A 12,629-nucleotide genomic window follows, 5' to 3' on the forward strand; every position below is an offset into this window, starting at 1 on the left:
CTCACGCCTCCGGGTTGATGAGCAGCGAGCCGGACGCGTGCACCGTGGCCGCGTGGTCGGGCAGGACGAGGGTGGTCGAGTCCATCTCGGTGACGATCGCCGGCCCGCGGATCACGTCGCCGGCCCGCAGCTTCGCCCGGTCGTAGACGTTCGCCGCCACCTGACCGCCGGACACGAAGACCGGGTGGGTGTCGACCAGCGCGCCGGACGGGTCGCCGTCCCCCTGTTCGAGGTGCACCGGCGCCACGTCGGGCTTCGGTCCGGTGACCGTCGCGCGGGCGTTGACCATCTCGTGGTCGACCTCGAGCAGGAAGCTGAACAGCCGGCTGTGCTCGGCGTCGAAGGTCCGCGCGAGGCGGGCCAGCGGGTCGTCGTCGTCCAGCCAGGCCGGGTCGACGTCGATCGGGATCTCGAAGCCCTGCCCGTGGTAGCGGACGTCGACCTGGTAGCTGACCGTCTGCTCGGCCGGGTCCAGGCCCTGCCCGGTCAGCCGCTGCCCGGCGTCGGCGGCGAGCTCGCGCAGCACGCCGGCGAAGTCGGTGCCGGAGAGCTCGGCGAAGCGGCGCAGCACGGTACGCGCCGACTCGTCGCGCAGGCTGGTCGTCGCGTCGCCGAGGGCGCAGAGCAGCCCGGGCCCGGGCGGGATGATCACCGGCCACGCGCCGGTGAGCTTGCCGAGGGCGTTGGCGTGCAGCGGGCCGGCGCCGCCGAAGGCCACCAGCGCGAAGTCGCGGGGGTCGAAGCCGCGCTGCACGGTGACCAGCCGCAGGCCGCCGAGCATGTTCTCGTTGACGATGTCGACGATCCCCGCGGCCGCGGCCTCCGCCGACTCCAGCCCCATCGCCTCGGCGATCTTGCCGACCGAGGCGCGGGCGGCGTCGACGTCGAGGGTGATCTCGCCGCCGGCCAGCGACGGCGGCAGGTACCCGAGGACGACGTTGGCGTCGGTGACCGTCGGGTCCACGCCGCCCTTGCCGTACGCGGCCGGCCCCGGGTCGGCGCCCGCGGACTGCGGCCCCACGCGCAGCGCCTTGGTCAGCTCGGGCACGTGCGCGATCGACCCGCCGCCGGCGCCCACCGTGCGGACGTCGACGCTGGACGCGCGGACGGTGAGGTCGCCGACCTTGGTCTCCCGGCCGATCCGCGGGGTCAGCCCCTGCACCAGGGCGACGTCGGTGGAGGTGCCGCCCATGTCGAAGGTGATCAGGTCGCGGTAGCCGCACTGCTCGGCCACCCAGACCGCGCCGGTGACCCCGCCGGCCGGGCCGGAGAGCAGCATCGTCACCGGCGCGGCGATCGCGGCGTCCGCGGACTGCAGCCCGCCGTCGGACCGCAGGATCGCCAGCTCCCCGGCGACGCCGCCCTCGCGCAGCCGGTCGGAGATGTTCTGCACGTACTTCTTCACCTGCGGCTGCACGTAGCCGTTGGCGACGGTGGTGAGCGTGCGCTCGTACTCGCGCAGCTCGGGCAGCACGTCGGAGGACAGCGACACCGGGACGCCGGGCAGGAACTCGGCGGCCAGCTCGGCGATCCGCCGCTCGTGGGCGGGGTCGGCGAAGGAGTTGATCAGGCTGACGGCGAGGGCCTGCACGCCGCGGCCCTGCAGCTTCGCCAGCTGCCGGCGGACGTCGTCCTCGTCGAGCGGGCGGACGACGTTGCCGTCGCTGGCGATCCGCTCGTCGACCTCGACGGTGTTCTGCAGGTCGGCCAGCGGCTCGGGCTTGGGCCAGATGATCCAGCCGGCCAGCCCGCCGGGGACGAAGGAGCGGGCGATCTGCAGCACCTGCCGGAAGCCCTTGGTGGTGACCAGCCCGACCGTGGCGCCCTTGCCCTCGAGTATCGCGTTGGTCGCCACCGTGGTTCCGTGCAGCACCTGGGCGACCTCGGCGAGCCCGATGCCGGCCTCCGCGCACACCTTGCCGATGCCGTTCAGCACGCCGACGGCCTGGTCGGCCGGCGTCGAGGCGGTCTTCGCCCGCCAGGTGGCACCGCTGCCCTCCTCGACGAGCAGCACGTCGGTGAAGGTGCCGCCGACGTCGACACCGAGCCGGTAACTCATGAGGCCTCCTCTTCTCGGGGTGCTTGCTCGCGTGCGGCGCGCACCATCACGGCGCGGGCGTTGGAGATGTGCGCGGTCATGACGGCGCGGGCCCAGTCGGCGTCGCCGGCGCGGACGGCGGCCACGATCTCGGCGTGGTGGGCGAGGCTGCGGCGCAGCGACGCCTCGTCGTAGGTGTGGAAGTTGCGGACGACGATCGGCGTCTTGATCGCCGCGGCCAGCGCGGCGGCGAGCGTGGGGTGGTCGGCCAGTGCGACGAGCCGGTCGTGGAACGCGCGGTTGAGCGGGACGAGCGCGTCGAGGTCCTGGCCCGGCCCCGGGGAGCCGACCTCGAGCATCTCCCGGGCCAGCGCGTCGAGGTCGTCGACGTCCTGCTGGCTCGCGCGGGCGACGGCGAAGCCGGTCAGCTGCGGCTCGAGAGAGGCGCGCAGGTCGAAGACGCCCTCGAGCTCGGCGACGGTCCAGGTGGCCACGCGGGCGCCGCGGTTGGGCGCGATCTCGACCAGGCCCTCGGCGGCCAGCCGGGACAGCGCCTCGCGGACCGGCGTGCGGCTGACCCCGAGCCGCTCGGCGAGCTCCACCTCGCCGAGCCGCGCGCCGGGGCGCAGGCCGCCGTCCAGGATGAGCTCCCGGAGCGCGGCGAGCGTCCGCTCCGCGGACGTCAGCGAACGTGTCACCGGTCACATCCCTCGGCTGATTGTGTGCAAACCTAGGGTGGAGGGATTCCGGGAGGCAATGCCTTCCGGGAACGTGCCGGTGTCTGTATGCAAGTCCGGATATCAAGGGAGAGCAGCGGTGGGAGATCTGCTGAGCACGGACCGCACGCCCCGGGCCCGGCTGCGGGAGCTGCTCGGTCGCTCGTCGCCCCTGGTCGCGCCGGGCGCGTACGACGCGCTGTCGGCCCGGCTGATCGAGCAGGCAGGCTTCGACGTCGTCTACATGACCGGCTTCGGGACGACGGCCTCGCTGATCGGGCGACCCGACGTCGGGCTGCTCTCGAGCACGGAGATGGCCGACAACGCGCGGCGGATCGTCTCCGCCGTCGACGTCCCGATGATCGCCGACGCCGACACCGGCTACGGCAACGCGCTCAACGTGCTGCGGACCGTGCAGCTCTACGAGCGGGCCGGGGTGGCCGGCATCCAGCTCGAGGACCAGGTCATGCCCAAGAAGTGCGGGCACATGAGCGGCAAGGCGCTGATCGGCGCCGACGAGATGGTGGGCAAGATCCGCGCTGCGGTGGAGGCGCGGCGCGACCCCGACCTGGTGATCATCGCCCGCACCGACGCCGTCGCCGTCGCCGGGCTGGACGAGGCGATCGGCCGGGCGAAGGCGTTCGCCGACGCCGGCGCCGACCTGCTCTTCGTCGAGGCACCGACCTCGGAGGACGACATCGCGACGGTCGCCGCCGAGCTGCGCGGCGTCGCACCGCTGGTCTTCAACTGGGCCGAGGGCGGCAGAACCCCGCCGCTGTCGCTGGCGCGCATCGCCGAGCTCGGGTTCGCGCTGGTCATCTACCCGATCGGCACGCTGCTGGCCGCGACGGCGGGGATCCGGTCCCTGCTCGCGACGCTGAAGCGGGACGGTGTCCCCTCACTCGACGGGCTGCCGTCGTTCGGCGAGTTCACCGACCTGATCGGGCTGCCCGAGGTGCAGGAGCTGGAGCAGCGCTACGCCGGCAGCTGAGTCCTCCCGCCGTCCTTGTGCTCTGCCCAGCCTGGTGGGCAGAGCACAAGCGTCCGCATCTCGGGGTAGTGCGGGGCCCATGAGCTCCAGACTTGCGGCCTGGGTGGACGAACTCGGCACGATCGGCGGGCGGCCCTCCGGCGGGGTGACGCGGGTGTCGTGGTCGCCGGAGCTCGCCGAGGCGAACGCGTGGCTCGTCGGCAAGGCCACCGAGCTCGGGCTGGAGGCGGAGGTCGACCCGGCCGGCAACGTCGTCTGCCGGTGGGCGGGCTCGGAGCCGGATGCGCCGGCGGTGGTCGTCGGCTCGCACCTGGACACCGTTCCCGACGGCGGCCGCTACGACGGCGCGTTCGGCGTGCTCGGCGGCCTGGAGGTGCTGCACCGGCTGCGCGAGCGCGGGTTCGCGCCGCGCCGTCCCGTCTGGCTGGTCGCGTTCAACGACGAGGAGGGCACCCGCTACGACGCGTCGATGTTCGGCAGCCACGCCTTCTGCGGCGACGACGTCACGCACTTCCTCGACCGGGTGGACGCCGACGGTGTCGTGCTGCGCGACGCGATGACGGCAACCGGCGGCGACCCGGCCGCGCTCCCCGGCGCCACGGTGGTCGACCGGGTCGGGCACTACCTCGAGCTGCACATCGAGCAGGGCCCGCGGCTGGAGCGCGCCGGGCAGCGGGTGGCGGTGGTGTCGGCGATCGTCGGCATGCGCGGCTACGTGGTCACCCTGCGCGGCACCGCCAACCACGCCGGGACGACGCCGATGGACGCGCGGCAGGACGCGCTGGCCGGCGCCGCCCGCACCGTGCTGGATCTGCGCGACGCCGTCCGAGCCGAGGAGGGCATGACCGTCAACGTCGGCCGGATCGAGGTGGAGCCGGGCGGCGCCAACGTCATCCCCGGCGTCGCGCGGTTCACCGTCGACATCCGCGGGGCGACGGCGGCGGCCATGGACCGGGCCGACCAGCTCGTCCAGCGGCACGTGAACGAGGCGGCGTCGGCGGAGGGGCTGGCGGCCGACGTCGTCCAGACGTTCCTGCACCCGGCGACCGAGCTGGACCGCGAGCTGCGCGCGCTGCTCGCCCGGCAGGTGACCGCGACCGGCACCGAGGTGGTCGAGCTGGTCAGCGGCGCCGGGCACGACGCGATGGTGCTGGCCGAGCACGTGCCGGCGGCGATGCTGTTCGTGCCCAGCCGCAACGGGGTCAGCCACGCGCCGGACGAGTACACGGCGCCAGAGCTCTACGAACCGGCGCTGACGGTGCTCACCGAGACGGTCGCCGAGCTGGCCCAACAGCGTCCGTCGGCATGACGACGAGGTCACTGCGCACGCTGTTCACCGGCGGCTCGTTCTTCGAGGGACCCCGCTGGCACGACGGCGCGTGGTGGATCTCGGACTTCTGCACGCACCTGGTCACCCGGATCACCCCGGACGGCGCGAGCACGGTGGTCGCCGAGATCGAGCAGCAGCCGTCCGGGCTGGGCTGGGTGTGCGACGGCTCGATGGTGATCGTCTCGATGACGGACCGCCGGCTCCTGCGCCTCGCGGACGGCGAGCTGTCCACCCTGGCGGACCTGTCCGCGTACTGCGGCGGGCACGCCAACGACTGCGTCGCCGACGACGCCGGCCGCGTGTTCGTCGGCGACGTCGGCTTCGACCCCGACGAGGGCGAGGACATCGCGACGACGTCGCTCAAGCGGGTGGACCCCGACGGCACGGTGACCGTCGTCGCCGAGGACCTGCACGGCCCGAACGGCGCCGTCATCACGCCGGACGGCACGCTCGTCGAGGAGATCCCGCGGCCGGACGGCATGGGCTGCTACGCCTGCATGCTCGGCGGGGACGACGGCCGCACCCTGCTCATCGCCGCCGCGCCCGACCCCTTCGCCCACATCCGGGCGCCGCTGCGCGAGGCGGTGCTGGTGACCACCGAGGTGGAGGTGCCGCACGCCGGGCGGCCGTGACCGTCAGGCGCGGCGGCGGTGCAGCCGGTCGCGGAGCCGGCCGAGCGTCGACGGGGTGTCGGGCTCGTCGTCCAGCCAGCCGTCGGGGAGCGGCAGTTCGAGGGCGGCGCCGCGCCGGGCCAGCGGGGTGCGCAGCGGCTGCGCGAAGTCGACGCCGCCGTGCACCTCGACGGTGGTGCCGGGCAGCCGCACGCGGTCGGCGAGCTGGGCGACCACCCACTCGGCCCACGCCGTCCGGTAGCCGACGGACTGGTCGCCGAAGAGGACGTCGAACGGGCCGACGACGTCGTCGGGGTCGAGCAGCCCGTGCTTGGCCGACAGCACGAACCACGGGCAGCCGGACCGCTGGGCGTGCTCCCGGGCGCGGGCGAATCCGGGGCTCTCGAACAACCGCGCCGCCGGCTGGACGCCGGTCGCCACCGCGCCGGACGAGCCGATCAGGACGACGCGGCCGCCGCCGGACGGCGTGCCCGCGGCCACCTCCGGCGGCGCCCAGCGCTGCGGCACGGGCGCCCGGTAGCGGCGGTAGGTGCCGCGGCCGACCCGGTGCAGCAGCGGCGTGCGGCCGGCGAACGGCGTGGCCTGCGTGTGGCTGGCGTTGTCGGTGGCGAACTGGATGTGCGCGGCGATCGAGGCGATCCCGACCTCCGGACGGCGGGCGCTCACCCAGTTGATCAGCGCGGCACGGCTGAACGGCTCGGGCAGCGTCTGCGCCGCCTCGGCCAGCAGCTCCCAGATCGTGGGCAGGTGCTCGGTGCTCATCGGCCGGACCGTAGCGCCGGTCACAGCCGGCCCGACCCGTCCCGCGGGCAGAAAGACCCCATCGGCGTACACGGCGCCTCACGCCACGTGTCCACGCTGTGATCTCGGGCATCCCTCCGTCACACCCGTCACACCCGCCCCGGACACCAGACCCCTGGGCGGACTGGTCCGTCCTCACCCGGTAGACAAGTCGCATGGACACCGCTGAGCTCCGGACGGCCGACGTCGTCCCGGCGACGTCGGTCTCCGTCGAGATCACCAGCACCCCGGTGCTGAGCTACGCGCTCGCGCACAACCGCGTCCCGGTGGTCAACCGGCTGGCGCTCACCTCGACCGCGCAGGTCCGCGGCGCCACGGTGCGCCTGTCGGTGCGCGACCCCGAGGGCCCGATCGGCACCGCCGTCGAGCTGACCGCCGACCTCGACGAGGGCCGGACGACGGTGCTCCCGGACGTCGCGCTCACCCTCGACCCCGCCGCGATGCTGCAGGTCGACAGCCAGCGCCCGGGCGTCATCGACGTCGAGGTGGTCGCCGGCGAGCAGGTCCTGGGGCACGCCAGCACGCCGGTGCGGGTGCTCGCCGCCCAGCAGTGGCTGGCCACGCCCGTGCCGCTGGCGCTGGAGATGCTGGCGGCACACGTGCAGCCCAACCACCCCGCGATCACCGGCCTGATCGAGGAGGCCGCGGCGATCCTCGACCGGGACACCGGCAGCGACCTCGTCGACGGCTACGACGGCGGCCCCGAGCGGGTGGACGCGATCGTCGCGGCACTGGGCGAGGCGATCCGCGGCCACGGCATCCGCTTCAGCGAGCCGCCGGCCAGCTGGACCGAGATCGGCCAGCAGGTGCGCACGCCCGGCGACGTCCTCACCTGGCGGGTCGGCACGCCCCTGGACACCGTCGTCCTGCTCGCCGCCGCGCTGGAGCAGGCCGGCGTCCGGCCGCTGCTGTGGCTGGCCGAGGGGCACGCCTTCCTCGGCTACTGGCGGGAGGAGCGCAGCGCCGAGAGCGCCGCCACCACCGACGTCGCGCCGCTGGTCAACCTCGTCGACCTCGGGCTGATCGGCCTGGTCGAGACGACGCAGCTCACCGCCGAGGGCACGACCCGGCCCGCCTACGCCGACTGGCTGACCGGCGACCTCGACCGGGTCCTCGGCGTCACCGACGTGCACCGCGCCCGGCGCGACGGCATCCTGCCGCTGCCCGCCCGCGCCCGCGACGCCCACGGCGTGCTGCAGATCGTCGAGTACCGCCCCACCGAGTCCCGGCACGCCGCTCCCCCGGCCGGGCCTCGGGAGGGCGCCGTCCGCCCCGACGCGCCGCCGCGCGTGCAGCAGTGGAAGAACGCGCTGCTCGACCTCTCGCTGCGCAACCGGCTGATCAACTACACCGAGCGCTCCGGGCTGCCGCTCGTCGTCCCCGGCGGATCGCTGGGCATCCTCGAGAACTTCGTCCACGACGGGACGCCGATCACCCTCCTGCCGGCCGACCAGCTCGCCGCGGTCGCGAAGGAGCGCGGCGCCGCCACCGCCCGCGAGCTGCCCGACGAGCAGCTCGCCGAGGCGCTGGTCGAGCGCCGCTCGGTGCACGCCGACGTCACCGAGGCCGGCTACCTGCCCAAGCTGCGCAACCTGGCCTACAAGGCCAAGACCGTGGTCGAGGAGACCGGCGCCAACAACCTCTATCTGGCCCTCGGCAGCCTGGTCTGGGAGCTCGACGGCCGGCCGCTGCGCTCGCCGCTGATCCTCGTGCCGGTCACGCTCACGCCCACCGGCCGGACCGGCGGCTACCGGATCGCCCTCGACGAGTCCGGCTCCAGCACGCCCAACTACTGCCTGCTGGAGAAGCTGCGCCAGCTGCACGGGCTGACCGTCCCCCAGCTCGCCGAGCCGACGGCGGACGGCGCCGGCGTCGATCTCGACGCCGCGCTGGAGGCCATGCGGACGGCGCTCGTCGGCTACCGGCTCCCCTACCGCGTCGAGCCGACCGCGGACCTGGCGATCCTGCAGTTCGCCAAGTACCGGCTGTGGAAGGACCTCGACGAGCACTGGGCCCGCTTCGCCGAGAACGCGCTGGTGCAGCACCTGGTCTACGAGCCCGCCGAGCCGTTCGACGACCCGGTCCGCGGCGGCGCCGAGTTCGCCGACCTCGACGAGCTGGCCGCGGCGCTGCCGGCGCCGGCCGACGCGTCGCAGCTGCGCGCGATCGCCGAGGCGAGCGCCGGGCGCACCTTCGTGCTCGAGGGCCCGCCCGGCACCGGCAAGTCCCAGACGATCACCAACCTGCTCACGCGGGCGGTCGCCGACGGCAAGCGCGTGCTGTTCGTCGCCGAGAAGCGGGCCGCGCTCGACGTCGTCGCCCGACGGCTCGACGCCGTCGGCATGGGCCCGTTCGCGCTGGACCTGCACGACAAGGGCAGCCGCGCGTCGGTGGTGCGGGCGCAGATCCGCGAGGCGCTCGAGCACGCCGTCGCCGTCGACACCCAGGGGCTGGCCGCCGACGGCGAGGACCTGCGCAGCGCCCGCCGGCTGCTGGCCCGCTACGCCGACCGGCTGCACGCGCCCAACGCCGCCGGGCTGTCGCTGTACTCGGCGCGGACGGCGGAGCTGTCAGCCGGCACCGACGTGCCGACGCTGCCGGTGCCGCCGCCGTTCGTGGCCGGCGCCCCCGACGAGACCCTGACCGCGGTGCGCCGCGCCCTGGCGCTGCTGCCCGACATCGCCGACCTGACCCGCCCCTCGCCGCGCCACCCGTGGGCGTTCGTCGACTCGCCGGCCATCGACCTGCCCGCGGCGCACGCCGCCGCCGTCGAGGTCGACGAGGCGGTGCGCGACCTGCCGGTCGGCACGCCGCTGGCCTCGGTGCTGCGGCACGCGCGCACCCCCGAGGACCTCGACGCCGTCGCGCACCTGCTCACCGGCCCGCCGATCGGCCTCGACGTCCTCGACGAGACCTTCGGCGAGTACTGGACGGCGGCCACCGCGGCGATGCAGGGCGAGGTCGCGGCGTTCACCGCGTTCCGCCACCCGGGCATGGATGTCGCCACCCCCGAGGCGCTGAGCCTGCCGCTGGCCGAGATCTACGTGGCCGCGCACAGCGCCGCGGCGTCGGGCTGGTTCGGCCGGCGGCGCCGGCTGATCGCCGTCCGCGACCGCCTCGCGGGCGCGTTCGTGCCCGGCGCCTCCGTCCGGCCCAAGGACGTGCCCGCGCTCGTCGAGGGGCTGTGGCGCGTGCAGAACGGGGTGACCGCGATCGCCGCGCGGGCGGCGTCCATCCCCGGGATCGCCGTCCCCGAGGGCTGGAACCCGTTCACCGACCCCGGGCTGATCGACCGCCAGGTCGCGTGGCTGCGCCGGGCGGCGGTGGCCGTCGACGGCTCCGGCCCGTTCCACGTCGCGCTGCGCAAGCTCATCGTCGGCGGCGAGACCGACGATCCGGGCGGCGCGGCGAAGGTGACCCGCCTGCGCGACGCCGTCGTCCGCCTGCTCGACGTCTGCCGCACCACCTCGCCGGCGCTGTCGCAGTGGACCGGGGACGACGGCCTGGCGCTGCGCTGGACGATGACCCGCCCCGAGCGCGGCGTCGAGCACCCCGGGCTGATGTCGCTGCGCCGGTGGGTCTCCTTCCTCGACACCCTCGAGCCGCTGCGCACCGCCGGGCTGATCGAGGCGCGCGCGCTGCTGGTCAGCGGCCAGGTGCACGCCGACGACGCGGTCCGCGCGTACGACCGCGGCGTGGCCGAGGCGTCGGTCGCCGAGCGGCGGGACGCGACCGGCTTGGACCTGTTCGACGCCGAGTTCCACGAGAAGGCGATCCGCCGGTTCACCGCGGCGTCGCAGGCGGTGCGCCGGCACCTGACCTCGGCGCTGCCGGCCGCGGTCGTCGACGCGCGGCCGTTCGACGCCGCGCTCGGCGCCGGGCAGGTCGGCGCGCTGCAGCGGGAGCTCGCCCGGCAGCGGCGCGGCCTGGGCGTGCGGGCGCTGCTGGCGCAGTACGGCGAGCTGATCACCACGGTCATGCCGATCGTGCTGGTCAGCCCCGACTCGGTGGCGCGGTTCTTCCCGGCCGACACCCGGCTGTTCGACGTCGTCGTCTTCGACGAGGCCTCGCAGATCCGCGTGGCCGACGCGGTCGGCGCGCTGGGCCGCGCACGGACGGCGGTCGTCGTCGGCGACTCCCGGCAGATGCCGCCGACGTCGTTCGCCGAGCCGACCACCGGCGCGGAGGACGAGGCCGGCGACTTCGGCGGCACCGCCGTGGAGGACGAGGAGTCGATCCTCTCCGAGTGCGTGCAGGCGCGGGTGCCGCGGCACTGGCTGTCGTGGCACTACCGCAGCCAGGACGAGTCGCTGATCGCGTTCTCCAACGCCCAGTACTACGAGAACCGGCTCTCGTCGTTCCCGGCGCCCACCCACGGGCGGCCCTCGGCCGAGCCGGACGGCCGCGGGGTCTCGCTGGTGCGGGTGAACGGCACCTTCCACCGCTCCGGCGGCGGCCGGCTGCTGCGCACCAACCCGGTCGAGGCCGAGGCGATCGTCGCCGAGATCCGGCGCCGGTTCGCCCTGTCGGCGGGCGCGCCGCCGCCGGGGGGCCCTCCTTCGATCGGCGTCGTCACCTTCAACGCCCAGCAGCGGGCGCTGATCGAGACGCTGCTGCGCGACGCCGACGACGAGCGGCTGACCGAGGCGCTGGACCGCGCCGACGGCGAGGGCCTGTTCGTTAAGAACCTGGAGAACGTGCAGGGCGACGAGCGCGACGTCGTCTTCTTCTCCACCGCCTTCTCGGTGAACGAGAAGGGCCAGCTGCCGCTGAACTTCGGCCCGCTGAACCGGGTGGGCGGCGAGCGGCGGCTCAACGTCGCGGTGACCCGCGCGCGGCGGCAGGTCGTCGTCTTCTCCTCCTTCGACCCCGGGCAGCTGCGGGCCGAGGAGACCTCCTCGGTGGGCATCAAGCACCTGCGGGCCTACCTGGACCTGGCCGCGATGGGCACCGACGTGCTGCCGCGCGACGCCCGCTCGACGTCGGTCGTGGACCGGCACCGCGAGGAGATCGCCTCGGCCCTGCGCGCCCGCGGCCTGGTGGTGCGCACCGACGTCGGCCTGTCCGAGTTCCGGATCGACCTGTCGGTGGCGCGCGCCGCCGACCCCGACACCCCGGTGATGGCGGTGCTGCTGGACGGGCCGGCCTGGGCCCGCCGCGGAACCGTCGGCGACCGGGACGGGCTGCCGGTCGAGGTGCTCGGCGGGATGCTGCGCTGGCCGGTGGTCGAGCGGGTGTGGCTGCCGTCGTGGCTGGCCGACCCCGCGTCGGTCGTCGAGCACCTGGCGACGGCGATCGAGTCGGCTCCGGTCGAGGTCCCGGCGCCCATCCCGTTCCCCACCGCCGCGGTCGAGTCGTTCAAGGGCGTGGCCGCGCTGCGGGCGTCGGTGACCGCGTCGGTCGCGGTGCCGGCCACCCCCGCGCCGGCTCCGGCCCCCGCCCCGGCGCCCCGGCCGAAGCCTGTCGCGCCCGCTCCGGCCGGACCCGCCGTCCTGGACGGCGAGACGGCGTTCGTGCCGTGGACGCCGCGGACGGCCGGTGAGAAGACGGTCCTCGACGAGCTGCCTGCGGCGAAGTCGGCGCGGGTGGTGCGGCGGGTGCTGACCGCCGGCATCAAGGCCGAGGGCCCGATCCACGTCGACCGGCTGGTGCGGCTGACCGCGGGCGCGTTCGGCCTGACCCGGGTCACCGAGGCGCGGAAGAACGCGATCCTCTCGGTGCTGCCGCCCTCGGCGCTGGCCGACGACGGGTGGATGTGGCCGGACGGCGCCGACCGCGCGGGCTACGCCGTCTTCCGGCGGCAGTCCGCCAGCAGCGAGCGCCCGCTGGAGCACGTGCCGCCGGAGGAGATCGTCAACGCGATGGCGGCGCTGTGCCGCGCGGCCGCGGGCATGGCGCGCGACGAGCTGCTCACCCAGGCCGCGACGGTGTTCGGCTACAAGCGGCGGACGCCGACGGTGACCCCGGTGCTCGAGGCCGCCCTCGACGCGGCGCTCGGCGACGGCCGGCTCGCCGAGCAGGAGTCGGGCCTGATCAACGCGGGCTGACGCACCACGCACCCCATCCGTCACGACCTGGCCGCCGAACAGGCGCGGCAGCCGGGACGCTGCGGTATCACGTG

7 protein-coding genes are annotated in these 12,629 nt (G+C 74.9%); 4 read left to right on the forward strand and 3 right to left on the reverse strand.

The window, feature by feature from the left end; translation table 11 throughout:
• Position 1 precedes the first annotated feature (1 nt).
• Positions 2-2,059: a hydantoinase/oxoprolinase family protein gene (locus AB3388_RS19315; RefSeq protein ID WP_495406939.1), complete on the reverse strand. Its 2,058-nt coding sequence runs from the start codon at positions 2,057-2,059 to the stop codon at positions 2-4.
• Positions 2,056-2,736, reverse strand: coding sequence for a GntR family transcriptional regulator (locus tag AB3388_RS19320; protein WP_495406940.1), 681 nt, complete (start codon positions 2,734-2,736; stop codon positions 2,056-2,058). Before AB3388_RS19320 ends, AB3388_RS19315 begins: the two co-directional genes overlap by 4 nt.
• A 118-nt stretch (positions 2,737-2,854) precedes the next feature.
• Between AB3388_RS19320 and AB3388_RS19325 the strand changes: the two genes are divergently transcribed.
• The 3 genes from AB3388_RS19325 to AB3388_RS19335 all read left to right on the forward strand — a co-directional run bounded on the left by AB3388_RS19325 (position 2,855) and on the right by AB3388_RS19335 (position 5,707).
• Positions 2,855-3,745 (forward strand): isocitrate lyase/PEP mutase family protein, encoded by an 891-nt coding sequence (locus tag AB3388_RS19325; protein ID WP_495406941.1) that lies wholly within the window; start codon positions 2,855-2,857, stop codon positions 3,743-3,745.
• A gap of 79 nt (positions 3,746-3,824) precedes the next feature.
• Positions 3,825-5,054, forward strand: coding sequence for a Zn-dependent hydrolase (locus AB3388_RS19330; RefSeq protein ID WP_495406942.1), 1,230 nt, complete (start codon positions 3,825-3,827; stop codon positions 5,052-5,054).
• Positions 5,051-5,707, forward strand: a complete 657-nt coding sequence (locus tag AB3388_RS19335; protein WP_495406943.1) for an SMP-30/gluconolactonase/LRE family protein — start codon at positions 5,051-5,053, stop codon at positions 5,705-5,707. The genes AB3388_RS19330 and AB3388_RS19335 overlap by 4 nt, the downstream gene beginning before the upstream one ends.
• Positions 5,708-5,710: 3 nt before the next feature.
• On the opposite strand, the gene AB3388_RS19340 is transcribed toward AB3388_RS19335, so the two are convergent.
• The gene (locus tag AB3388_RS19340; RefSeq protein ID WP_495406944.1) at positions 5,711-6,469 is read right to left on the reverse strand and encodes a DUF6884 domain-containing protein; all 759 of its coding nucleotides are present in this window, start codon (positions 6,467-6,469) and stop codon (positions 5,711-5,713) included.
• A 194-nt stretch (positions 6,470-6,663) separates the two neighbouring features.
• Here AB3388_RS19340 and proA point away from each other — a divergent pair, with 194 nt between their 5' ends.
• Positions 6,664-12,555, forward strand: coding sequence for an anti-phage protein ProA (gene proA / locus AB3388_RS19345; RefSeq protein ID WP_495406945.1), 5,892 nt, complete (start codon positions 6,664-6,666; stop codon positions 12,553-12,555).
• The last annotated feature ends 74 nt before the right edge of the window (positions 12,556-12,629 follow it).

This window comes from Geodermatophilus sp. SMS 5-13 (assembly GCF_059428245.1).